The organism is Sphingobium sp. IP1 (genome assembly GCF_002708645.1).
In the GTDB taxonomy this organism is placed as follows: domain Bacteria; phylum Pseudomonadota; class Alphaproteobacteria; order Sphingomonadales; family Sphingomonadaceae; genus Sphingobium; species Sphingobium yanoikuyae.
The window spans coordinates 85,215-107,782 of the sequence record NZ_NOIW01000006.1; the positions used below are offsets into that span (position 1 = coordinate 85,215).

Annotated in this window: 31 protein-coding genes; 22 read left to right on the top strand and 9 right to left on the bottom strand. The window is 65.1% G+C overall.

Annotated features, from left to right (window positions below; genetic code table 11):
- Positions 1 to 67: 67 nt before the first annotated feature.
- From tolB to CG471_RS03380, 5 genes are read right to left on the bottom strand one after another with little or no spacing between them, the layout of a single operon-like run.
- On the bottom strand, positions 68 to 1,402 hold the full coding sequence (gene tolB / locus CG471_RS03360) for a Tol-Pal system beta propeller repeat protein TolB (RefSeq protein WP_037519409.1): 1,335 nt from the start codon (positions 1,400 to 1,402) through the stop codon (positions 68 to 70).
- Positions 1,399 to 2,367 (bottom strand): cell envelope biogenesis protein TolA, encoded by a 969-nt coding sequence (locus tag CG471_RS03365; RefSeq protein ID WP_099230626.1) that lies wholly within the window; start codon positions 2,365 to 2,367, stop codon positions 1,399 to 1,401. Before CG471_RS03365 ends, tolB begins: the two co-directional genes overlap by 4 nt.
- Positions 2,368 to 2,385: 18 nt before the next feature.
- Complete coding sequence (gene tolR, locus CG471_RS03370; protein WP_004209369.1) at positions 2,386 to 2,856, bottom strand: protein TolR; 471 nt, start codon at positions 2,854 to 2,856, stop codon at positions 2,386 to 2,388.
- Positions 2,856 to 3,575, bottom strand: coding sequence for a protein TolQ (gene tolQ / locus CG471_RS03375; protein ID WP_010339241.1), 720 nt, complete (start codon positions 3,573 to 3,575; stop codon positions 2,856 to 2,858). The genes tolR and tolQ overlap by 1 nt, the downstream gene beginning before the upstream one ends.
- On the bottom strand, positions 3,572 to 4,042 hold the full coding sequence (locus CG471_RS03380) for a YbgC/FadM family acyl-CoA thioesterase (RefSeq protein WP_004209371.1): 471 nt from the start codon (positions 4,040 to 4,042) through the stop codon (positions 3,572 to 3,574). Before CG471_RS03380 ends, tolQ begins: the two co-directional genes overlap by 4 nt.
- Positions 4,043 to 4,209: 167 nt before the next feature.
- Between CG471_RS03380 and CG471_RS03385 the strand changes: the two genes are divergently transcribed.
- A complete protein-coding gene (locus CG471_RS03385; RefSeq protein ID WP_099230628.1) occupies positions 4,210 to 5,088 on the top strand; it encodes a 3-hydroxybutyryl-CoA dehydrogenase in 879 nt (292 codons plus the stop codon).
- A 30-nt stretch (positions 5,089 to 5,118) separates the two neighbouring features.
- On the opposite strand, the gene pspF is transcribed toward CG471_RS03385, so the two are convergent.
- A complete protein-coding gene (gene pspF, locus CG471_RS03390; RefSeq protein ID WP_099230630.1) occupies positions 5,119 to 6,150 on the bottom strand; it encodes a phage shock protein operon transcriptional activator in 1,032 nt (343 codons plus the stop codon).
- Positions 6,151 to 6,337: 187 nt separating this feature from the next.
- On the opposite strand from pspF, the gene CG471_RS30510 reads away from it, so the two are divergent.
- From CG471_RS30510 to CG471_RS03435, 10 genes are all read left to right on the top strand, one after another.
- Positions 6,338 to 6,511, top strand: coding sequence for a hypothetical protein (locus CG471_RS30510; protein ID WP_007708701.1), 174 nt, complete (start codon positions 6,338 to 6,340; stop codon positions 6,509 to 6,511).
- An 84-nt stretch (positions 6,512 to 6,595) separates the two neighbouring features.
- On the top strand, positions 6,596 to 7,264 hold the full coding sequence (gene pspA, locus CG471_RS03395) for a phage shock protein PspA (RefSeq protein ID WP_004209375.1): 669 nt from the start codon (positions 6,596 to 6,598) through the stop codon (positions 7,262 to 7,264).
- 4 nt (positions 7,265 to 7,268) lie between these two features.
- On the top strand, positions 7,269 to 7,535 hold the full coding sequence (gene pspB, locus CG471_RS03400; RefSeq protein ID WP_004209376.1) for an envelope stress response membrane protein PspB: 267 nt from the start codon (positions 7,269 to 7,271) through the stop codon (positions 7,533 to 7,535).
- Position 7,536: 1 nt separating this feature from the next.
- Positions 7,537 to 7,917: an envelope stress response membrane protein PspC gene (gene pspC / locus CG471_RS03405; protein WP_004209378.1), complete on the top strand. Its 381-nt coding sequence runs from the start codon at positions 7,537 to 7,539 to the stop codon at positions 7,915 to 7,917.
- Positions 7,918 to 7,959: 42 nt separating this feature from the next.
- Positions 7,960 to 8,250 carry a hypothetical protein gene (locus tag CG471_RS03410; RefSeq protein ID WP_099230632.1) on the top strand — a complete coding sequence of 97 codons (291 nt, stop codon included), beginning with the start codon at positions 7,960 to 7,962 and terminating at the stop codon, positions 8,248 to 8,250.
- 28 nt (positions 8,251 to 8,278) lie between these two features.
- The gene (locus CG471_RS03415) at positions 8,279 to 8,590 is read left to right on the top strand and encodes a hypothetical protein (protein ID WP_037508090.1); all 312 of its coding nucleotides are present in this window, start codon (positions 8,279 to 8,281) and stop codon (positions 8,588 to 8,590) included.
- Positions 8,591 to 8,619: 29 nt separating this feature from the next.
- Positions 8,620 to 8,871 carry a hypothetical protein gene (locus tag CG471_RS03420; protein ID WP_037519415.1) on the top strand — a complete coding sequence of 84 codons (252 nt, stop codon included), beginning with the start codon at positions 8,620 to 8,622 and terminating at the stop codon, positions 8,869 to 8,871.
- A gap of 28 nt (positions 8,872 to 8,899) precedes the next feature.
- Positions 8,900 to 9,133, top strand: a complete 234-nt coding sequence (locus CG471_RS03425) for a hypothetical protein (protein ID WP_010339237.1) — start codon at positions 8,900 to 8,902, stop codon at positions 9,131 to 9,133.
- A 47-nt stretch (positions 9,134 to 9,180) separates the two neighbouring features.
- Complete coding sequence (locus tag CG471_RS03430; RefSeq protein ID WP_099230634.1) at positions 9,181 to 9,615, top strand: SufE family protein; 435 nt, start codon at positions 9,181 to 9,183, stop codon at positions 9,613 to 9,615.
- Positions 9,616 to 9,666: 51 nt separating this feature from the next.
- Positions 9,667 to 10,164, top strand: coding sequence for a hypothetical protein (locus tag CG471_RS03435; protein ID WP_048936793.1), 498 nt, complete (start codon positions 9,667 to 9,669; stop codon positions 10,162 to 10,164).
- Between the two features lie 46 nt (positions 10,165 to 10,210).
- Here CG471_RS03435 and ggt read toward each other — a convergent pair whose 3' ends face one another.
- Positions 10,211 to 11,920 (bottom strand): gamma-glutamyltransferase, encoded by a 1,710-nt coding sequence (ggt, locus tag CG471_RS03440; RefSeq protein ID WP_099230637.1) that lies wholly within the window; start codon positions 11,918 to 11,920, stop codon positions 10,211 to 10,213.
- A gap of 70 nt (positions 11,921 to 11,990) precedes the next feature.
- Positions 11,991 to 13,043: a quinone-dependent dihydroorotate dehydrogenase gene (locus CG471_RS03445; RefSeq protein WP_099230639.1), complete on the bottom strand. Its 1,053-nt coding sequence runs from the start codon at positions 13,041 to 13,043 to the stop codon at positions 11,991 to 11,993.
- A 345-nt stretch (positions 13,044 to 13,388) separates the two neighbouring features.
- Here CG471_RS03445 and CG471_RS03450 point away from each other — a divergent pair, with 345 nt between their 5' ends.
- From CG471_RS03450 to CG471_RS30515, 11 genes are all read left to right on the top strand, one after another.
- A complete protein-coding gene (locus tag CG471_RS03450) occupies positions 13,389 to 14,333 on the top strand; it encodes an AraC family transcriptional regulator (protein ID WP_010339232.1) in 945 nt (314 codons plus the stop codon).
- Between the two features lie 104 nt (positions 14,334 to 14,437).
- The gene (locus CG471_RS03455) at positions 14,438 to 14,848 is read left to right on the top strand and encodes an Rrf2 family transcriptional regulator (protein ID WP_004209390.1); all 411 of its coding nucleotides are present in this window, start codon (positions 14,438 to 14,440) and stop codon (positions 14,846 to 14,848) included.
- On the top strand, positions 14,845 to 16,329 hold the full coding sequence (sufB, locus tag CG471_RS03460) for a Fe-S cluster assembly protein SufB (RefSeq protein WP_010339231.1): 1,485 nt from the start codon (positions 14,845 to 14,847) through the stop codon (positions 16,327 to 16,329). The genes CG471_RS03455 and sufB overlap by 4 nt, the downstream gene beginning before the upstream one ends.
- Before the next feature lie 132 nt (positions 16,330 to 16,461).
- A complete protein-coding gene (locus CG471_RS03465; RefSeq protein WP_007706730.1) occupies positions 16,462 to 16,917 on the top strand; it encodes a hypothetical protein in 456 nt (151 codons plus the stop codon).
- Between the two features lie 6 nt (positions 16,918 to 16,923).
- Positions 16,924 to 17,685, top strand: coding sequence for a Fe-S cluster assembly ATPase SufC (gene sufC, locus CG471_RS03470; protein WP_099230641.1), 762 nt, complete (start codon positions 16,924 to 16,926; stop codon positions 17,683 to 17,685).
- A complete protein-coding gene (locus CG471_RS03475; protein WP_099230643.1) occupies positions 17,682 to 18,434 on the top strand; it encodes a SufD family Fe-S cluster assembly protein in 753 nt (250 codons plus the stop codon). Before sufC ends, CG471_RS03475 begins: the two co-directional genes overlap by 4 nt.
- On the top strand, positions 18,431 to 19,636 hold the full coding sequence (locus CG471_RS03480) for a cysteine desulfurase (RefSeq protein ID WP_099230645.1): 1,206 nt from the start codon (positions 18,431 to 18,433) through the stop codon (positions 19,634 to 19,636). The genes CG471_RS03475 and CG471_RS03480 overlap by 4 nt, the downstream gene beginning before the upstream one ends.
- The gene (locus CG471_RS03485) at positions 19,633 to 20,094 is read left to right on the top strand and encodes an SUF system Fe-S cluster assembly protein (RefSeq protein ID WP_099230647.1); all 462 of its coding nucleotides are present in this window, start codon (positions 19,633 to 19,635) and stop codon (positions 20,092 to 20,094) included. The genes CG471_RS03480 and CG471_RS03485 overlap by 4 nt, the downstream gene beginning before the upstream one ends.
- Before the next feature lie 140 nt (positions 20,095 to 20,234).
- Positions 20,235 to 20,597: an iron-sulfur cluster assembly accessory protein gene (locus CG471_RS03490; protein WP_017503694.1), complete on the top strand. Its 363-nt coding sequence runs from the start codon at positions 20,235 to 20,237 to the stop codon at positions 20,595 to 20,597.
- Positions 20,598 to 20,622: 25 nt separating this feature from the next.
- A complete protein-coding gene (locus CG471_RS03495; protein WP_099230649.1) occupies positions 20,623 to 21,438 on the top strand; it encodes an NAD(P)-dependent oxidoreductase in 816 nt (271 codons plus the stop codon).
- 77 nt (positions 21,439 to 21,515) lie between these two features.
- Positions 21,516 to 21,674 (top strand): hypothetical protein, encoded by a 159-nt coding sequence (locus tag CG471_RS30515; protein WP_004209402.1) that lies wholly within the window; start codon positions 21,516 to 21,518, stop codon positions 21,672 to 21,674.
- A gap of 7 nt (positions 21,675 to 21,681) precedes the next feature.
- Here the strand turns inward: CG471_RS30515 and CG471_RS03500 are convergent, their stop codons facing one another.
- On the bottom strand, positions 21,682 to 22,530 hold the full coding sequence (locus CG471_RS03500) for a DMT family transporter (RefSeq protein ID WP_099230658.1): 849 nt from the start codon (positions 22,528 to 22,530) through the stop codon (positions 21,682 to 21,684).
- Between the last annotated feature and the right edge of the window lie 38 nt (positions 22,531 to 22,568).

The following is a 22,568-nucleotide window of genomic DNA, read 5'->3' on the forward strand; positions in this document are numbered from 1 at the left end:
GTTGGTAAAAATCGTTACGCTGTCAAGACGATAGGGTTCCCTATCGCGTCGAAAAGCTGTGGAAAACTTATGGCAGCAACGGACCCCAGGCCGGGTCGGAGCCGCTGAGCGGCGTCGGGATGCGCCGTTCGTTCACGCCGGTCAGGTCGACCTGCCACACCTGGCTGCTGCCCTGGCGGCCCGGCGTGGTGCGGAAAAATTGCAGCACGCGGCCATTGGGCGACCAGGTCGGCTGTTCGTCCTGCCAGCCATTGGTCAGGATGCGCTCATTGTCGCCGCTCGGCGTCATCACCGCGATCTTGAAATCGCCGGACAGCTTGGTGAAGGCGATCAGGTCGCCGCGCGGGCTCCATTCGGGCGTCGCATAGCGGCCGCCGCCATGGCTGATGCGGCGCTGGTTCGACCCGTCGGCATTCATCACATAGATTTGCTGTCCGCCCGACCGGTCGCTTTCGAACACGATCTGGCGACCGTCCGGCGAATAGGAACCGCCGACATCGATGCCCGGCGAATTGGTCAGGCGCACCGGCGCGCCGCCCTGGGCGGAGACGCGATAGATGTCGGTATTGCCCGACACCGCCATCGAAAACAGGATGTTGCGGCCATCGGGCGACCAGCGCGGCGCGAAGGTCGTGTTGTTGCTTTCGGTCACCAGCCGCTGCTGCCCGGTGCCGATGTCATAGACATAGATGCGCACCCGGCTGCCCAGATAGCTCACATAGACGATCGACTTGTAATCGGGCGAGAAGCGCGGGGTCAGGGCGATCGATTGGCCATTGGTGATGAAGCGGTGGTTGGCACCATCGGAATCCATGATGGCGAGGCGCTTGACGCGGTTATCCTTCGGCCCGCTTTCGGCGATATAGGCGATGCGGCTGTCGAAGAAGGGGCTCTCGCCCGACAGGCGGGCATAGATGGCGTCGGCGCATTTATGCGCGGCGCGGCGCCAGTCGCGCGGGGCGACGACATAGCCCTGGCGCGTCAATTCCTGCTTCAGCGCCACGTCGTAGAGATAGCAGCCCACGGTAATGTCGGCCTCGCCGCCGGTGGTGCGGACAAAGCCCTGCACCAGCGCCTGATAGGCACCCCATTTGTCATAGACCGGATTGGTCACTTCCGGGAAGGCGAGCGCGGGCATGCCGGCCGGGCCGGACGGATCGAACAGGCCCGATCCTTTGAGGTCGGTGGCGATCACCTCGGCGATCTTGCGGCCCAGTTCATTGGCGGTGCCGGCCGGGGTCGCCACATCCTGCTGCGCCGGCAGCGCGGGCACCGCGATCTTCAAATTGCTGTCGATATCGCCGGTCACGTCGACCGACAGCTGCGCCAGCGCGGGCATGGCGGTGAAGGCGAGCAGGGCGGCGGTCGCCGCGGCCAGGCGGCGGAGCAGGGTCGTCGTCATCGGGTCAGCCTCGCGTCAAAGCGGAGTGGCCGCAGCCATTTCCATTGTTCATAATATTCGGGCGGCAAATTGCGGAAGGGCGAAGCGAGCTTCACTGCCTGGATCGCGCGCTCCGCATGCAGCTTGGCCTGGGGCCGGTTGCTGGCGGTGACGCCCAGCTGGTCGATCACTTCGGGGGTACCGATCACCGCGCCATTCTTGTCCAGCCGCACTTCCAGCAGGGTCACCAGCTGGTCGGCATCCGCACCTGACGGCGGGCGCCAGTTGGGCTTCAACTGTCGGCGGATCTCGGCGTCCAGTGCCGCCTTCTGCTGTGGCCCCATGGCGGCAGCCTGCGGTGCGGCGGCCGGTTTGCGCGGCGCGTCGGCGCTGGTGTCGATCCCTTTGAGGAAATCATTGCCCAGCAGCGATCCCTTGGGCTTGGCCGCGGTCTTTCCTGATCCTGATACCGCCGCCGGCTTTGCGGCTTTGGGCGCCGGCTTGGCGCTGGCCTTTGCCGGCGCGGCCGCCGCCTTGGGCTTCTCCGGCGCCGGCTTCGCCCTGGGCTTTTCCGCCGGCTTTTCGGGTGCCGGCTTGGGCTTGGGCGCCGCCTTGGGCGTTTCCTTCTTCGGCGGCGTTGGCTTCGGCTTGGGCGGCGCGAGCTTCGCGACTTCCTTGGGCGGGACCGGCTTTGGTTTGGGCGGTGCCGGGGTCGGTTCGGGCACGGGCGCCGGCTCGGGCTGGGCGGCGGGCGCAGCGTCCTCGGTCGGGCCCTTCTCAGGCGCGACGCTGGGTGGTGGCGGCTCGGTCGAAATGCGCGGCGCGGTCGATTGCAGCGCCACTTCGTCCACCAGGCTGACATCCATCGGCGGGCTGTTCAGCTTCAGCGGATTGGGCGTTGCCAGGAACCCGGCCGACAGCAGGCCGAACAGCAGGACATGTCCTGCCGTCGCAACGCCAAGGCCGATTTTTTCCGCGCGTTCCATCGGTTTGACCTATGGCCCCTATTCTGAACCTGCGCTGACATCGTCGGCGCCGTCCTGCCCGCCGGTGCTGACCAGCGCCACCTTGTTGAGGCCGGCCCGGTTGAGCTCGCCCATCACCCGCATCACCCGGCCATAATCCAGCGCCGTGTCCGCCCGCAGGAAGATTTGCGGCGCGTCGGGCTTGCCGGCATTGGCCGACACGATCTCGGCCAGCCGGTCGGGCAGGTCGGCATCGCTGACCACATCCTCATCGACATAGATGGCGCCGTCGCGGTCGATCGACACCACCGTCGGCTTGGCATCTTGGTCCAGCCCCTTGGCGCGCGTCTCGGGCAGGTTGACCGGCACGCCGGTCACCAGCAGCGGCGCGGTCACCATGAAGATGATCAGCAGCACCAGCATGACGTCGACCAGCGGCGTCACGTTGATATCCGCCATCGGCGCGCGATTGCGCCCGCGCCGACCGGACGGAGGACCGGACATCGCCATTAGCGCTGGGCCTCCAATTCACGGCTCAACGTGGCGTAGAAGCCGTCGGCAAAGCGGTTGAGGCGCGATTCCATCCGGTTGATGCCATGGCTGAACCGGTTGTAGGCGATCACCGCCGGGATGGCGGCGAACAGGCCGATCGCGGTCGCGAACAGCGCTTCGGCAATGCCCGGCGCCACGACGGCGAGCGAGCTGTTCTGCGCCGCGGCGATCGAGGTGAAGGCGCGCATGATGCCCCAGACGGTGCCGAACAGGCCGACGAACGGCGCAACCGAACCGACCGTCGCCAGGATGTTCAGCCGATCCGACAGGCGGTCGACCTCGGCCGCGATCGTGCTCGACATGCTGGTCGCCAGCCGGTCGCGCGTGCCGTCGCGGTCGATCACCTTCTGCGCGGTGGAGCGGCGCCATTCGGTGACGCCGGCGGCCATCACCTTGGCGGCCGGGAATTCGGCCTTGCCGCGGGCTTCATAGAAACGGTCGATATCGTCCGCCTTCCAGAAATCCGCCTCGAACGCGCGGCTCTGCTTGCTCGCCTTGCGCAGGGTGAAGCTGAAGCCGATGATGATCGCCCAGGTCCAGATGCTGGCCAGCAACAGGCCCAGCATCACCCCCTTCACGACGATGTCGGCCTGCAGGAACAGGGCGAGCGGCGAAATGGTGGCGGCGTCGGCTGCGGCGCCCATGGCGGTGCCGACGTCAGGCATGGACAGGTTCATGGGTGGATGTCTTCCCCTCGCATCAAACGGCTGAAAATCTCGATCCAGGGGCGCGGCTGGCGCTGCGGTCGTCCCTGGGGTGTCAGATAGGCGACGGTGATGACGCCGTCGGTCAATATGTCCTCGCCGCGCATGACTCTTTGCTGAATGACGCAGCTGGCGGCCCGCACCTCCATCACCTGGCTGACGACCATCAGGTCATCGTCCAGCCGGGCGGGGCGGCGATAGGCGAGTTTCAGGTCGGTGACGGCATAGACGCCTTCGCCGCCTTCATGATTGGCGCGCTGGTCGATGCCGGCGATGCGCAGCATGTCGGACCGGGCGCGCTCCATATAGCGCAGATAATTGGCGTGATAGACCAGCCCCGACAGGTCCGTATCCTCGAAATAGATGCGCAGCGGGAAATGATGCACGGCGGCGATGAACCGTCCGGATGCGGGCGCTGGCAGGGGATCGGCAAGGGGCATGGGCGGCTATTAAGCATGGCGTGCGGTTCGCGCAAAGGCGGAAAATCGCGCGGGCGAACCATCCATCCGTCGCGATGGCCCGTTCGCCGCCCGCGAAGGGGCTTGGCGCGCGGCCTTACTTGTCGGTAGGGGTGACTGGAACGAACATTTGGTGAGGAGAATGGGACATGACCGACATAAAGACCGTGGGCGTGATCGGCGCCGGCCAGATGGGGGCGGGCATTGCCCAGGTCGCCGCCCAGGCCGGCTATGACGTGATCCTGTCCGACATCGACCTGCCCCGCGCCGAAAAGGGCAAGGCCGGTATCGCCAAGCTGCTGGCCCGCGCGGTCGAGAAGGAAAAGATCAGCCAGGCCGATGCCGATGCCGCCCTTGCCCGCATCACCCCGGTCGGCGAGATCGCGCCGCTCGCCGGCGCCCAGCTGGTGATCGAGGCCGCGACCGAGCGCGAAGAGGTCAAGCGCACCATCTTCACCAATGTCGGCCAGATCCTGGCGCCCGGCGCCATCCTCGCCACCAACACCTCGTCCATCCCGATCACCCGCCTCGCCCAGGCCGCGCCCGATGCCAGCCGCTTCGTTGGCGTCCATTTCTTCAATCCGGTGCCGGTGATGGTGCTGGTCGAGGTCATTCGCGGCCTCGCCACCTCGCCCGAGACGGTGGCCGCGGTCGAGGGTTTCGCCGCGAAGATCGGCAAGACCACGGTCCACGCCTTCGACGCACCGGGCTTCGTGGTGAACCGCATCCTGCTGCCGATGCTGAACGAGGCGGTGTTCGTGCTGGGTGAGGGGGTCGGCAGCGTCACCGACATCGATCAGGGCTGCAAGCTCGGCCTCAACCATCCGATGGGGCCGCTGACCCTGCTCGACTTCGTCGGCCTCGACACCGCGCTCGAAATCCTCAACGTCTTCCTCACCACCACCGGCGATCCCAAATATCGCCCGGCGCCGCTGCTGGTCAAATATGTCGAGGCCGGCTGGTATGGCCGCAAGACCGGCAGGGGCTTCTATGACTATTCGGGCCCGGAACCCGTCCCGACCCGTTAAAACATTCAGGTGGGGCGGCCTCGTGCCGCCCTATCCCGCGCTCAGCCCATGTTTCTTCATGCAGTGGCGCAACTGGTCATAGGTCAGGCCCAGCCCCTTGGCGGTCGCCCGCTGATTATAGCGGAACCGCTCCAGCGCCGCCCGCACGATCGCCGCCTCATGCGCGTCGACTGCCGATTTGAGATCGGTGACATCGCCATGCCCGTTCATCACCGATGCGGTCACCGGTCCCGGCGTCGCGCTTTCCGGTGAAACTGCCGCAGGCCCCGGCATCAGCGGGCGCGGCTTCCAGGGCGAGGCGAAGGGGTCGAACACAATGGACGAGATCGGCCGCCCCGGCTCGGGCCAGCGATAGACTGCCCGTTCCACCACATTGCGCAGTTCGCGCACATTGCCCGGCCAGCCATGGCCTTCCAGTTCGGCCGCGCAGGCGGCGGAGAAACCCGGCCATTGCGGCCAGTTCAGTTCCGCCGCCATGCGCCGGCCGAAATGGTCGGCTAATACCGTTATGTCGCCTTCGCGCGCGCGCAGCGGTGGCAGGGTGATGACCTCGAAGCTCAGCCGATCCAGCAGATCGGGGCGGAAGCGCCCGGCATCGGCGGCGGCGGGCAGATCCTCGTTGGTCGCCGCGACGATGCGGACATCGACCATCACCGGCCGCGACGATCCGATCCGCGTCACTTCGCCATATTCGATCACCCGCAGCAGCCGCTCCTGCGCCGCCATCGACAATGTGCCCAGCTCGTCCAGGAACAAGGTGCCGCCATCGGCTTCCTCGAACCGGCCCGGCCGTGCCTTGGTCGCGCCGGTGAAGGCGCCCTGTTCATGGCCGAACAGCTCCGCCTCGATCAGCGTCTCGGGCAGGGCGGCACAGTTCATCACGATCAGCGGCTCGCCCCAGCGCGGCGACAGATGATGCAGGCGCTCGGCGATCAGCTCCTTGCCGGTGCCGCGTTCGCCGATCACCAGCACAGGGCGATTGAGTTCGGCGGCCCGCCCGGCCAGTTCGACGGCGTCGAGAAAGGCCAGCGACTGGCCGACAAACTGGGTATTTTTCTCCATGCGCCAAAATATGGGGAAATTTCCCAACTATCAGCAAGCGAAATCTTTGCGCAGCCGTGCTAAATCATCAAAAAATGGCTGTTTTCTGCGCTTTTCGAAAATTGGCACGGCCTCTGCAATGTTGGGAACGAAGCCGCTGCACAGACAGGCGGCACCTTTAGAAGGCCAGGTTCAAGGAGTGTTGAAGATGGAAAAGAACAGCAACAGCGTTCGCGAAATCGGTCAGCTGATGTCGGTCGCCATTGCCGCCGTCCTGTTCGGATCGACCATGATCCTTTCGGCGGTCGGCCCGGCCCGCGCCAGCGAAGCCCCGGTCCTCGCGACCCAGGATACCCCCGCGACCCTGCGCTATCTGGCGTAAGGCCGTACGACCCAGGCCGGGGCGGAAATGCCCCCTCTCGTCCGCCCCGGCCCCCTTGAAGAGAAGACCAGGAGCACCGTTAAAATGGGTATTTTCTCCCGCACCCGAGACATCATCGCCGCCAATGTCACCGACTTGCTCGACAAGGCCGAAGACCCGGCGAAGATGATCCGCATGATCATCCTCGAAATGGAGGAGACGCTGGTCGAGGTGCGCGCGTCCGCCGCCCGCACGATCGCCGACCAGAAGGAAATGCGTCGCCACATCGGCAAGCTGCAGGCGCTGCAGGATGGCTGGACCGAAAAGGCCCAGCTCGCCCTCAGCAAGGACCGCGAGGATCTCGCCAAGGCTGCCCTGGTCGAACGCCAGAAGGCCGCCGACATGGCCGAGCATCTCTCCCACGAGATCGAGGTGCTGGACGAGGCGCTGAAGGCGTCGGAAGAGGATATCGCCAAGCTGCAGGGCAAGCTGCGCGAGGCGCGTGCCCGCCAGAACAGCCTGGTCAGCCGCATGGAAAGCGCGCAGAACCGCCTGCGGGTGCGTGAAGCCTATGCCGGCGAGAAGGTCAACGAAGCCTTTGCCCGCTTCGACATGCTCGAACGCCGCGTCGATATGGCCGAAGGCCGCGCCGATGCCATGGGTCTGGGCGCGCAGCCCAAGACGCTGGAAGAGGAAATCGCGGAGCTGAAGTCGGCCGACAAGGTCGATGCCGATCTCGCCGCGCTCAAGGCCTCGATGAACAAGGGAGCCTGATTCCATGGAAGACGTCTTCTTGCCTATCATGGTCTGCGGCATGCTGTTCATCGGCATGCCCTGGCTGATCTTCCACTATGTCACCAAGTGGAAGCAGGCGCCCAAGATCACCGACGAGGATGAGCGGCTGCTGGATGAACTCCATCTGCTCGCCCGCCGTCTCGAAGACAGGCTGCAGACGGTCGAACGGATCGTCGCAGCCGACAATCCCGACTTCCGCCCGCAACGTCCGGCACAGGACGATAATTACGACTTCGACCGGAGGAACTGACATGAGCGCCCGCCGCACCAAATTCTATCTCGACAAGCAGAATGGCAAGTGGATGGGCGTGTGCTCCGGCATCGCCGACTATACCGGGATCGACGTGGTCTGGGTCCGGGTCGGCGCGGTGCTGGTGACCCTCATGGGCGCCTTCCCCTGGACGCTGATCGCCTATTTCGCCGCCGCCTATTTCGCCGATGCCAAGCCCCAGGGCCTTTATTCGGATCGGGACGACGAGAAATTCTGGCAGGGCGTGCGCACCAATCCGGCGCGCTCCACCCGCGACGTCCGCTCCAAGTTCCGCGACATCGACCGCCGCCTCGCCGACATCGAGGTCTATTATACCAGCCGCAACACGCGCCTCGCCGACGAGATCGACAGCCTGCGCTGAAGCATAGCCAGGACAGGGCAGTAATAACGGGGAGTTAAGGCCATGAATTTCGCAGGACCGACCTTCGTTCTGGCCATCATCGCCATGTCGGCGCTGGGCTGGATGTTCACCACCTGGGTCCGTGCCCGCCATGGTTATCCGGTTGAAAATGAATGGACGGGCACCGTTCATCGAACAGATCCCGACGCCGGTCGAAAAATCGACCTTCTTTCAAGTGAAAACGAAAAGCTGACTGGCCGCATCAGCCGCCTCGAAGAACGCATCGCAGTCCTCGAACGGATCGCCACCGATCCCGCCGCCCGGACCGCGCGCGACATCGACGCGCTGCGCTGACGCTGACCAGGCAAGGGGAGTAAAGATCATGGTTCCAGTTGAAGTTCTTGCGCCTGCTGCGGTCATCGTCGGATCGCTGGGTGTCGCGGGTTGGGTTTTTACCACCTGGCTTCGCATCCGGCACGGCTACCCGCTGGAAAATAGCTGGGGCAAGGCGGTCTATCCGCAGAAGAACGAAGAACTGGTCGAGCGCATCAAGCTGATCAGTCAGGAAAATGCCCAGCTGCGCGCCGAAATCGGCTCGATGAAGGACCGGCTCGCCGTGGTCGAGCGGATCGTCACCGATGAAAGTCATCAGCTCAATCGCGAAATCGAGCGGCTGCGCGGCCCGGCGAACTGATCGCCCCGCACGCCCAAGGGAGGACAAATATGGATCCGTTTCAAATGGTCGTCGCCATCGTCGGGATTACCGCCGTCGCCAGCGTCGTCCGCGCCAAATATGGCGTCGTCCGCCGCCATAAGGGTGAGGAGTTCATCCAGCGCGGTCCCGATCCGGAGGCCGAACGCCTCCGCGCCGAAGTGAAGGCACTCAAGGACCGGGTCGCCGTGCTGGAACGGCTCGCCACCGACAGTTCGACCGCGCTGGAGCGCGAATTCGAGAAGCTCAAGGACCGCGACTGATCGCGGCAAAGGACACAGGGAGGACATCATGCAGGATCCCCTCTTCTACCTCACCATGGCCACCGCCGGCCTCGCCGGCCTCACCATCGTCGCCTTCGCGTCGCTGCGCGGCTGGAACGGCTGGCTCGACCTCAAGCGCGCGGAACTGAGCCGCCGCAGCGAGGAAGCCGCGCCGCCCTCGGCCGCCGCCCGGATCGAGGTGGCCGACCTCAAGGAACGCATCCGCAAGCTCGAAGCCATCGCCGCCGGCGTCGATCTCTGATCCGCCGGCGGGGAAAAGCGGCTTTCCCGCACCGCTTTTCCCCCTATATGGGCGGCATGACCGATCAGCCCGCCCCGATGCCCGTTCTGGCCGACCTCCAGGAAGAATATGAATTTCTCGACGCCGATGATCGCTATCGCCTGTTGATCGATCTCGGCCGGGGGCTGGAGGATATGCCCGACGCGCTCAAGACCGATATGACGCTGGTGCGGGGCTGTTCGGCGGCGGTCTGGGTCTATCCCACGGTGCTGGATGATGGCCGGCTCCATTTCCTTGCTGACAGCAATGCCGCCATCACCAAGGGGATCATCGCGCTGGTGCTGCTGACCGTGCAGGACCGCGCCCCGGCAGAGATCGGCGCGACCGATATCGAGGGCGCGCTGGCGCCCTTCGACCTCAAAAACCAGCTCAGCTCCAACCGCACCCAGGGCATTCCCAACATGATCGCCCTGATCCGCGAGACCGCTGCCCGCTACGCCTGACGGAAACTCCCGCGCATCCCCGCGTTCTTGCCTGACAAGGAGAATGCGACAATGCGCCATATCATGCCCCTCGCCATGCTCGGCCTGCTGGCCGCCTGTTCGGGCGGGGACAAGAAGGAACCGACCCAGCGCGACCAGATCGGTCAGGTCTGGAAATATGAAACCGCCGGCGCCGGCCAGAAGGTCGCCTATATCGGCAGCGCCAACAGCGTGCAGACCATGACCGCTGCCGACACCTTCTCGGTGCTGATGGTCCAGCCCATGTCCAATGGCGAAAAGACGGTGACGGTGAAGCTGGTCGGCGCGCCCTTCCAGTGCGACCTGTCCGATTGCGCGGTCGATGCCACCACCGATGACGGCAAGGCCCATCGCTGGAAGGGCCGCATGACCGAAGCGAAGGACGGGATCGAGATCATGCCCTCGCAAAATGCCTATGAGGCGATCGCCAAGGCGAAGAGCCTGAAGGTTGACCTAGCGGTCGGCCCCAAGGATCAGCGCTTTCCGTTCGAATTCAACGTCGCCGGGCTCGACCTCAAGAAGGGCGCCTGACGCGCGACAGGCGAGCGCGACGCTGCGCTCGCCATGATCGCCTGCCTTATTCCTGCAGCGACACGCCGGGGCTGCGCGGGTCGGCGGCGCCGATCCAGTGGCCGTCGGCGGTGCGCTCGGCGGCATTGGCCTTGAGGCCCAGGCGCGAGATGGTGACGCGGTGGCCCAGTTTCTCCAGCGGTCCCTTCATTGCCTCCAGCGACGTGCCCTGTTCCAGCACAAGCCCGTCGCCATTGAAGAATTCCAGCCCCAGCGCGATCGAATCCTGCGCCGACAGGCCCCAGTCGAAATGGGCGATCAGCGCCTTGGCGACCTGCATGATGATGGTCTTGCCGCCGGCCGCGCCAACGGTGAAGATCGGCATGCCCTTGGCGTCATAGACGATCGTCGGCGACATGGACGATAGCGGCCGCTTGCCCGGTTCCACCCGGTTGGCGACCGGCGCGCCATTCTTCTCGGGCGTGAAGCTGAAATCGGTCAGCTCATTGTTCAGCACCACGCCATTGGCAACCAGCTGGCTGCCGAAGAAGCTCTCGATCGTCGAAGTCCAGGCGGCGATGTCGCCATTGCGGTCCACCGCGACGAAATGGCTGGTGCCGCTTTCCGGCTGGGGCAGGGCGCTGGTGCGCGGCTGCGCCCCGGCGGGCAGGCCGGGCTTATAGGCAGTGAGCGCCTTGTTCAGCCGGATCTCGCCCGACCGCTGCTTCAAATAAGCGGGATCGATCAGCCCGGCGATCGGCACGTTCACGAATTCGGGATCGCCCAGCCAGGTGTCGCGATCGGCATAGGCCAGCTGCATCGCTTCGCCGATGACGTGCCAGGAGCGCGGATCATCCTTGCCCCACTGCGCCAGCGGGAAGCGCTCGACCATGCCCAGCACCTGCAGCACGGTGATGCCGCCGGCCGAAGCCGGGCCCATGCCGCACACCGTATAGGCGCGATAATGGCCGCACACCGGCTTGCGGTCCTTGACCTGGTAATTGGCCAGATCCTCCGTCGTCATCGGCACCGGGTTCCGCGGCGCAGTGGTGACGGCCTTGGCGATCGCCTGCGCATTCTCGCCCAGATAGAAGGCGTCCGGCCCTTCCGCCGCGATCCGCTTGAACAGGGCGGCGAGCGGCGGGTTCTTCAGCGTCGTGCCGACCGCCGGCAACTGCCCGTCGATCCAGTAATAGCTGCGGATTTCGGGAAAATCGGCCCAGATATTCTGCAGCGCCTTCAGCGCCGTGGCGGTGCGCTCGCCCAGCTGGAAGCCGTCGTCGGCCAGCCGGATCGCGGGCTGGAACAGGTCGGCCCAGGGCAGTTTGCCCCATTTCTTGTGGGCTTCCCACGCCATGCGCAGATTGCCCGGCACGCCGACCGAATAGCCGCCTGGCCAGGCCTGGACGAAGGGCAGGGGCTTGCCGTCGGCGCCCATGAAGCGATCGGGCCGAGCGGCGGCCGGCGCGGTCTCGCGCCCGTCGATCGATTCCAGCACGCCGCTCGCGCCGTCATGATGCATCAGGAAGCCGCCGCCACCGATGCCGCTATTATGCGGCTCGACCACATTCAGCGCCAGCATCATCGCGATCGCCGCATCGGTGGCGCTGCCGCCCTTGCGCAATATTTCCTGCCCCGCCGCCGCCGCGCGCGGATCGGCGGCGGACACGGTGGCATTCAACGCCACCGGCTCGCGCGCCAGTACGGTCGCGGGCGCCAGGGCAAGGGGGGCAATCAGGGCGAAGGGGGCCAGCAGGCCGGTCAGGCGGGAGGTCATGGCCGGCACCCTAAAGCTCGCATTTCGTTTCGCAACCCGTCTTGTTTCGATCATGTCCGGGAAGGACGGATCAGGCGTCGATCCCCACCACGTCGCCGATATGCCGCACGCCATCGCGCGCCATCAGGGCCTTCAGGCCATCATTGATCCGCCTGGCGAGAAAGGGGCCTTCATAGACCAGCGCGCTATAGACCTGCACCAGCGATGCGCCGGCGCGGATGCGGGCATAGGCCTGCTCCGCATTGGCGATGCCGCCGACGCCGATCAGCGGCAGCCGGTCGCCCAGCAGCCGGCGGAAGTCGCGCAGCTTGCCCAGCGACAGGTCGGTCAGCGGCGCGCCCGACAGGCCGCCGGTCTCGCCTGCATGGGGCGATTGCAGCGCTGGGCGGGTGATGGTGGTGTTGGACACGATCAGCGCGTCGATCCGGTGGTCGATGCAGGCGGCGGCAATATCCTCGATATCGGCCGGCTCCAGGTCCGGCGCCACCTTCAGGAAGATCGGCGGGCCGCCTTCGGGCCGTGCCGCCATCACTGCGCCCAGCAGGTCGTCCAGCGCCGCCCGGCCCTGCAGCGCCCGCAGCCCCGGCGTGTTGGGTGACGAGACATTGACCGTCAGATAATCGGCCAGCGGCGCCATGCAGGTAACGCCGGTGGCATAGTCGGCATTGGCGCGCCCGGCCGCCGTCGCTTCCTTGTTCGCGCCGATATTGATGCCGATCACCGGACCCTCCCCCACCGGCCGGCGATAGCGGGCGATGCGGTCGGCGGCGGCGCCCTGGCCACCATTGTTGAAGCCGAAGCGATTGATGACGGCCCTGTCCTCGACCAGGCGGAACAGGCGCGGCTGGGGATTGCCCGGCTGCGCCAGCGGCGTCAGCGTGCCCAGCTCGGAAAAGCCGAAGCCCAGCCCATGCATCTTGTGCGCGACCCGGCCATCCTTGTCATAGCCTGCCGCCAGACCCACCGGATTGGGAAAGGCGATGCCCGCTACCGTCTGCGCCAGCATCGGGTCGGCCTTCAGCGGGGCCGGGGTCGGCATCATCCGCAGCAGCGCGATCGACAGATTATGGGCGCGCTCGGCATCGAGCGCGAAGAAGAGCGGACGGATCAGGCGATAGGACATGGCCGCGCTATGCCAGCGGTGCCTGCGCAGGTCGAGTTGTGTTGCGTTATTGCAACAACATATTCCCTTGCGTCATTTCATGACAGAAAACGTCATGAATGCGATCCTTTTCGGTCGTCAGATGTCCGATCTGTCCAATAATCTTCCACCGATTCGGGCTTAAAGCCGTCTTGCGACCCGAAGGCTCTAGGCCATTTTGGCTGATGAGACCTTTTCCTGACCCGGCAGTGAAAGCTGCCGGGTCATTTTTTTGTTGCAACGCTGTGGCGAAAAATCGTCATGGTGACGTCATGGCTCTTGCACGGTCGTTGGCCGCGCTCATAATGCCGCCATTGGGGTGAAACTATGGGGCCGCAACATTGGGATTTGCCGCTGAGTGCGGCGCGGGGGGTGGTACCGGATAATCGCGGGCCATTGTCCTATTCGGTGGATGCCGAACAGGGCCCGGTCCGCTTGCGCTATTTTACCCCGCCGGAAAAGGTCCGGCCCTATTTCGGCTCGCTTTACATATTTTCCGTGGCGGCCGACCATTATGCCGACGTCACCCGCGCCGATGTCGCGCAGTTGCGGCTGATGCTGCGGGGCGATGGGCGCTATCATTTCCAGGATGGATCGGTGCAGCGGCCCCCCGCGGTCGGCCTGATCGGCCCCACGCAGGGCGCAACCCGCTTCGAACTGGATGCCCCGACCCGGCTGCTGGGCGTGTCGCTGCTGCCGGCTGGCTGGCTGGCGCTGCATGGTGGCGACGCTGACAAGCTGGCTGATGGCCTGTGCGATCTGGCGGCGGAACGGGACGACGGCTTTCTCGACCTGCTCGCCCAGTTGCAGCGCATGGAGGATGGCGACGCCATGGCCGCGCTCACCTGGTCCTTTCTCGCCGAACGGATCAAGCCACTGCCCGAAGCGACCTGGGCGATCCTGCGGGCGATCGACAGCTGGCTGATCGGCGAAGGATCGCCCAGGATCGAGGTGCTGAGCGAGATGACCGAATTGTCGCCGCGCCAGCTCGCCCGCATCACCAACAAGCTCTATGGCGCCCCGCCCAAGCTGCTCGCCCGCAAATATCGCGCCTTGCGTTGCAGCGCGCGGATCGCGCTCGACCATGAAAGCTGGCAGGCCCTGTGCGACGATGGCAGTTTCTATGACCAGTCGCATTTCATCCGCGAGATCAAGCATTTCATCGGCATGACCCCGCACCAGCTCCAGACCGAGCCGACCGCCGTGGTCCAGCTCACCCTGCTCCGCCGCACGTTGGGCGGCGATGTCGCGGTGCTCAACCGGCTGAGCTGATCGTCCCTTCGATCCAATCAAAAATGCCTTGATTCCGGGGGCGAGTGGGACCACATGCCCAATCGGATTGATTCGATCCGATTTGAGAATGGTTCGCAACACGCATGAAATTATCGAGCTTTGCCGATTATGCCGTCGTGCTGATGTCTGCTGCCGCCCGTCACTGCGGTGCGGCCAAGATGAACGCGACCACGCTCAGCGCCGAAACCGGCATCCCGCTGCCCACCGCGCAGAAGCTGGTGAGCCGGCTGTCGGCGGCGGGTCTGCTCGAATCGAGCCGGGGCACCGGTGGCGGCGTGCGCCTGTCGCGCCCGCCCGCGACGATCACCCTGGCGGACGTGGTGGAGGCGGTCGAAGGCCCCATCGCCATGACCGCATGCAGCGAACAGGGGGCGCATGACTGCAATCTGGAACAGGATTGCCGCATCCGTCCGCACATGAATCTGGCGAACAACGCGATCCGCGAAGCGCTCGCGAACGTGACCATCGCCAGCCTGACACGAGAAATGGCATGACCGAAGAAGTGAGCACCGTCCGTAATCAGGAAGCGCTGGAGGCCGCCGAGCGCGCCTCCACCTATGAACATGGCTGGTCGTCGGCCATCGAGCAGGATTTCGCGCCCAAGGGCCTGAACGAGGATACGGTCCGCTTCATCTCGGCCAAGAAGAACGAGCCGCAATGGCTGCTCGACTGGCGCCTGAAGGCCTTCGCCATGTGGCAGAAGATGGAAGCGCCGGACTGGGCGAAGCTCAACGTCCCGCCGATCGATTACCAGGACGCCTATTATTACGCCGAGCCGAAGAAGAAGGTGGAGCTGGATTCGCTGGATCAGGTCGATCCCGAAATCCTCGCCACCTATCAGAAGCTGGGCATCCCCATCGCCGAGCAGGAAATGCTCGCCGGCGTGAAGGGCAGCCGCAAGATCGCGGTCGACGCCGTGTTCGACTCGGTCTCGGTCGCCACCACCTTCCGCAAGGAGCTGGAGGAAGCGGGCGTCATCTTCCGCTCGATCAGCGAAGCCGTGCGCGAATTTCCCGACCTGGTGAAGAAGTGGCTGGGCAAGGTCGTGCCGATGCACGACAATTATTTTGCTACCCTCAACTGCGCGGTCTTTTCCGACGGCACCTTCGTCTACATTCCCAAGGGTGTTCGCTGCCCGATGGAGCTGTCGACCTATTTCCGCATCAATGCGGAAAATACCGGCCAGTTCGAACGCACTTTGATTGTCGCGGACGATGGCGCCTATGTCTCCTATCTCGAAGGCTGCACCGCGCCGATGCGCGACGAAAATCAGCTCCACGCTGCCGTCGTGGAACTGGTCGCGCTGGACGATGCGGAGATCAAGTACAGCACCGTCCAGAACTGGTATCCGGGCGACGAGAATGGCAAGGGCGGCATCTATAATTTCGTGACCAAGCGCGCGCTCTGCCAGGGCCGCAATAGCAAGGTCAGCTGGACCCAGGTCGAAACCGGCTCCGCCATCACCTGGAAATATCCGTCCTGCGTGCTGAATGGCGAGAATAGCGTCGGCGAATTTTACTCGGTCGCGCTCACCAACAATCTGCAGCAGGCCGACACCGGCACCAAGATGATCCACAATGGCAAGGGCAGCCGTTCGACCATCGTGTCGAAGGGCATCTCGGCTGGCCGCTCCAACAACACCTATCGCGGCCTGGTCCGCGTGAGCCCAAGCGCGGAAGGCGTGCGCAACTTCACCCAGTGCGACAGCCTGCTGCTGGGCGACCAGTGCGGCGCCCACACCGTGCCCTATATCGAGGTGCGCAATCCCTCGGCCCAGATCGAGCATGAAGCGACCACCAGCAAGATCAGCGACGACCAGCTTTTCTACGCGATGCAGCGCGGCCTGGACCAGGAAAGCGCGGTCAGCCTGATCGTCAACGGTTTCGCCAAGGAAGTGCTGCAGCAACTGCCGATGGAATTCGCGGTGGAAGCGCAGAAGCTGCTGGGCATCAGCCTGGAAGGCAGCGTGGGCTAAATTTGTCCCGCATCTTCCCGTCATGCCGGACTTGATCCGGCATCCCGCTTTTCTTGAGCGGGACGGAAAGGCAGCGGGACCCCGGATCAAGTCCGGCGTGACGATAGAACAGAGATTTTGAAGGACGGAAAATTGAGCGACGAAGACGATATCCAGGATGCCCTCGCCGATTTCGCGGAGGATGTCGGCAATGGCCAGGCATGGACCGCCGCGATCCGCATCCTGACCGAGGATTATGAGCTGGAAGAGGGCGAGTTGCAGACGCGTGCCGCCAAGGATTTCGGCGATCTCGACGCCTATCAGGCCGAATGCCGCGATGCGCTGGAGAAGGGCGACGTCGCTATGACCGAGAAGCTGCGGAGCGACAAGGCCTTCCACAAGGCGAAGGCGCCCAACCTCGCCCGCATGGGCCCGGTCAGCGAATTCGTCGTCGCGCTGCTGGAAAAGGGCGCGCCGGAACCGGACGCCGACTGGTGGCCCTATATGCCGATCAAGCGCCATATCGACACGCTCTTCCCCGCGCCGGGCGACGTGCGCGACATGGCCTTCTGGACCGCGCGGACGCTCCAGCGCGCGCACAAGGACTAAAGACACATGCTGACGATCGACAACCTCACCAACGAAATCGACGGCAAGGCGATCCTCAAGGGCCTGTCGCTCCAGATCAACGCGGGCGAAATCCACGCGATCATGGGGCCGAACGGCGCCGGCAAGTCGACGCTCGCCTACACGCTGGGCGGTCGCCCCAATTATGAAGTGACCGGCGGCACCGCGACCTTCGAGGGCGAAGACCTGTTTGAAAAAGACCCGCATGAGCGTGCGGCGGCTGGCTTGTTCCTGGGCTTCCAGTACCCGGTCGAGATCCCCGGCGTCTCCAACCTGCAGTTCCTGCGCGAAAGCCTCAATTCGCAGCGCCGCGCGCGCGGCGAGAAGGAACTGAACGGCGGCGAGTTCATCAAGCTGGCCAAGGAAAAGGCCGGCCTGCTCGGCCTCGACATGGAGATGCTCAAGCGTCCGGTGAATGTCGGCTTTTCCGGCGGCGAGAAGAAGCGTGCCGAAATGGTGCAGATGGGCATCCTCGATCCCAAGCTGGCGATCCTCGACGAGACGGACTCGGGTCTCGACATCGACGCGCTCAAGACCGTCGGCGCGGGCATCAATGCGATCATGCGCAAGCCTGACAAGGCGGTGCTGCTGATCACCCATTATCAGCGCCTGCTCGACTATGTGAAGCCGGACTTCGTCCACGTCCTGGCCGCCGGCCGCATCGTCAAGTCGGGCGGCCCGGAACTGGCGCTGCAGCTCGAAAGCGAAGGCTATTCAGAAGTGCTTGGGGCCGAGGTGACCGCGGCGTGACCCTCCTCGCTCCCCCCACGCGCAAGGATGAAGCCTGGCGTTACAGCGATCTTGACGCACTCGCCGCTGCCTGGCCGGTGCCGGCCGCGACCCGGATCACGGTGGCGGAGGGCGAAAGCGCGCATGACCATCTGCTGCAGGACGCGGCCGATGGCACGACCGCGGTGCATGACTATGTCATTGATATCGCTGATAATGCCCGGTTCGATTTCCATCTGCTCAACATTGGCGGCAAGCTTGGACGTGTCACTTTCGCTGTCACGCTGGGCAAGGGCAGCCATTTCGAGCTGAACGGTGCGATCATCGGCGGTGGCGAGCAGACGCTGGAGATCATCACCAGCGTCACCCATGCCCACCCCGACGCGACCAGCGGCCAGACCGTCCGCTCGATCCTGGGCAGCCATGCCACCGGCAATTATCTGGGCAGCATCAATGTCGCCCGCGATGCCCAGCGCACCGACGCCTTCCAGTCGATCAAGGCGATGCTGCTCGACCGCACCGCCACGGCCAACGCCAAGCCGGAACTGGAAATCTATGCCGACGACGTGAAATGCGCCCATGGCGCCACGGTCGGCGAGCTGGACCGCCAAGCGCTCTTCTACATGGCCTCGCGCGGCATGGACCCGGCAACTGCCAAGACATTGCTGTTGAAAGCCTTCGTCGCCGGCGTGTTCGACGATGTCGCGCAGGACGATCTGCGCGAACGGTTCGAGGCGGCGGCGCTCGCCAAGCTGGGGACGCTGGTATGACCGATCTCGCCCAAGGCCTGCGCCTGCGGGACGACTTTCCCGGTGTCGGCGACTGGCATTATCTCGACAGCGCCGCCACCGCGCAGAAGCCGACCGCCGTGATCGACGCGATCGCCCGCGCCTATGGCCCGGACTATGCCACCGTGCATCGCGGCGTCTATGAACGCTCGGCAAACATGACGCTCGCCTATGAAGCCGCCCGGCGCAAGGTCGCCGGCTTCATCGGCGCGCAGTCGGACAGCGAGATCGTCTATGTCCGCGGCGCGACCGAGGGCATCAACCTCGTCGCCCAATGCTGGGCCGGCACGCAGTTGAAGGCCGGCGACCGCATCCTGCTGTCGACCCTCGAACATCACAGCAATATCGTCCCCTGGCAGATCGTCGCCGAAAAGGTCGGCGCCCAGATCGACGTGGTGCCGCTGACGCAGGATGGCCGGATCGATCTCGACGCGATGCGCGCGATGATCACGCCGCAGCACCGCATGGTCGCGCTCGCCCATGTGTCGAACGTGCTCGGCAGCGTGCTCGATTGTCGCCGCGCCGCCGACATCGCCCATATGGTTGGCGCCAAGATCCTGATCGACGGTTGCCAGGCGGTCCCCCGCCTCGCCGTCGATGTTCAGGCGCTCGACTGCGATTTCTATGTCTTCTCCGCGCACAAGCTTTACGGCCCGACCGGCATCGGCGTGCTGTGGGGCCGCAAGGAACTGCTGGACGCCATGCCCCCCTATCAGGGCGGCGGATCGATGATCGACAAGGTGACGTTCGAAAAGACCACCTATGCCCCCGCGCCGACCCGGTTCGAGGCTGGGACGCCGCATATCGTCGGCGTCGTCGGCCTGTCGGCTGCGATCGACTATGTGCAGGGCATCGGCCTCGACATCATCCACGCCCATGAATGCGCCATGGTGGCCAAGGCCCGCACCGCCATCAGCCAGCTCAACAGCGTGCGCGTCTTTGGCCCCGAAGATTCGGCCGGCATCCTTTCTTTCGAGGTGGAGGGGGTTCATCCGCACGATGTCGGCACCATATTGGATGAAACGGGTGTCGCGATCCGCGCCGGTCATCATTGCGCCCAGCCGCTGATGCGGCATCTGGGCGTCGAGGCGACCGCACGGGCCAGTTTCGGCATCTACAGCGACGACAGCGACGTGGATGCGCTGGTCAAGGGTATCGAACGGGTAAGGAAGATCTTCGGATGACCGAGGAAAAGAAGTTCATGGTGGAAGAAGTCGACGCGGTGGAAACCCCGCCCAAGGCACGCGTGGAAGAGGCGGAGGCCGCTCCGCGCCAGCGCGACTATCTCGACGGTTTCCTGGCGCAGAAGCCCAGCGAAGTCGCGGTCGGCGAGCCGGGCGGCGATCTCTATGACGGCATCATCGATGCGCTGAAGGAAATCTTCGACCCGGAAATCCCGGTCAACATCTATGACCTCGGCCTCATCTACGGCGTCGACGTCACCAGCGACGGCCATGCCGTCGTCACCATGACGCTGACCACGCCGCACTGCCCGGTCGCCGAATCCATGCCCGGCGAAGTCGAACTGCGCGTCGGCGCGGTGCCGGGCGTCGGCGATGTCGAGGTGAACCTGGTCTGGGATCCGCCATGGGATCCGGGCAAGATGTCGGACGAAGCCAAGCTCGAACTGGGAATGCTGTAAGATTTCCCCTCCCTTTCAGGGAGGGGATTAAGGGGTGGGTGGCGAGCGCAGCGAGCCGACTTCCCCTGCGATGAAAACGCCGCCTATGGCGACGACCCACCCCCGGCCCCTCCCTTCCAGGGAGGGGGGAGGATATTGGAATGACCGAGACGACCACCAAGACCCGCGCCCGTCCCGCCGCCGTCATGCTGACGCCCAGCGCCGAAGGCCGCATCGCAGAGCTGATGGCGCAGGCGCCTGAAGGCGCGATCGGGGTCAAGCTCTCGACCCCCAAGCGCGGCTGCTCGGGCCTTGCCTATTCGGTCGACTATGTCACCGAAGAAGCCAAGTTCGACGAGAAGATCGAGACCCCCGGCGGTGTCCTTTACATTGACGGTGCCTCGGTCCTCTATCTCATCGGTTCGACCATGAACTGGGTCGAGGATGATTTCACCGCCGGCTTCGTCTTTGCCAATCCCAACGCCAAGGGCAGCTGCGGCTGCGGCGAGAGCTTCACGGTCTGATACTGGCCTCAAGGGGAGGGCGCCGATGCTGCACATGCTGATCCTCGGCATGGGCTATAGCGCCTCCCGCCTCGCCGCCCGGCTGCGCGCCGAGGGCTGGCAGGTTACCGGCGTCCGCCGCAGCGCCGACGCAAACCATATCGCCTTCGACGATGAACCCGCCGTCCGCGCCGCCATTGCCGGCGCCACCCATATCCTCTCCTCCGTCCCGCCCGAGGGCGAGGATGACCCCGTCCTCACCCGTTATGGCGCCGTGATCGCCGCCGCGTTGGCGCTCTGGGTCGGCTATCTCTCCTCGACCGGCGTTTATGGCGATGCGGCCGGCGCCTGGGTCGATGAGGCAAGCCCTGTGGGGCAGGGGCGCCGCACCGCCCGCGCCCGCGCCGATCTCGACTGGGGCGCCTTGCGGCCCGATGTCCGCCGCTTCCGCCTGCCCGGCATCTATGGCCCCGGCCGCTCGGCGCTCGATCGTGTCCGGGCCGGCAAGGCGCATCGCATCGGCTTGCCCGGACAGATATTCAGCCGGGTCCATGTCGACGATATTGTCGGCGGCATCATCGCCGCCTTCGACGGTCCGCCCGGTGTCTATAATCTCGCCGACGACCGCCCCTGCGCCCAGAATGATGTGATCGCCACCGCCTGCGAACTGCTGGGCCAGCCGCTACCGCCGCTGCTGTCGCTGGAACAGGCGGACCTCTCGCCCCAGGCGCTGGCCTTCTATGCCGAAAATCGCCGCGTCGCCAATGGCCGGGCGCGTCGATTGCTTAACTGGAAACCTCTTTACCCCACCCATGTTGAAGGTCTAAGGGCCTGTCTTGTGGAAGAAAATCAGCCTTGCTGATCGGTTCGTCGCATGGTTTACGCCCCGTTAACCAGCGTGCGCCGAAAGCGGGATTACCGCATCAACAAGGGTGTGTCATGACCAGCATCGACAAGACTGTTTCCACGCTCGGTGACCGCATCAACGCCATGTCCGTGCCCGATCGCGCGGCCCCCGCACCGGAATCGCTCAGCAGCCTGATCGCCCGCCTCAACATGGCCAAGCTGCGCTACCAGCCCGGCGGCGTCAGGCTGTAATCCCGGTTCAGCTCCTGGTCTTCGCCCGCAGCGCGATCACCATCCCGGCGATCGCCAGCAGCGCGCCCGGCACGGCCAGCCCGCTCCAGCGATACCCCTCCACCACCGTGGAGATCAGCATCGCGATCACCGGGATCAGTACGCTGGTATAGGCGGCCCGACCCGCGCCCATGCGCTGGATCAGCCCGAAATAGAGCGGGAAGGTGACGACCGATCCTGCCAGCGCCAGCCAGCCTATGCCCAGCAGATAGCCGATCCGCGGCTCGATCACCGGCGGCCCGGTGGTGATCCAGGCAAAGGCGGCGTCGATCCCGGCGCCGATCAGCATCGCCCAGGCCAGCACCGCGATCATCGGCAGCCTGCGGGCAATCTCCATCCCCTGCATCACATTGGCGGTCGATGCGCTCATCAGCCCGGCACAGGCAAAGGCCGCGCCCAGCACGACCTTGTCCGGGTCGATCCCGGCAAAGCGATATTCATGCACCAGCATCATGGCGATGCCCGCCGTCGCGATCACCGACCCGCCGATGAAGGCGCGGCTGACCGGCTGGCGATGGAAGATCCAGGCCAGGATGCTGTTGGGGATCAGCAGCATCGCATAGACCACCGCCACCACGCCGGACGTCAGATAGACCTCGGCGCGATAGACGAAGTTGAAATTGAGCACGAACTGCGCCGTGCCCAGCAGCGCGGCAAAGACCAGGCCGCCCCGCCCGATATTGAGGGACACGCCGCGCATCCGCGCGAACGCGGCCATCGCCACGCCCGCCAGCAGGAAGCGATAGCAGACCGACCAGCTTGCCGGCACGCTGCCCAGCTGGTCGCGGATCACGATCCAGGTCGAACTCCAGATCAGCGTGACGACAGGGCACGGCGCGGGATGGAGCGGGGCGG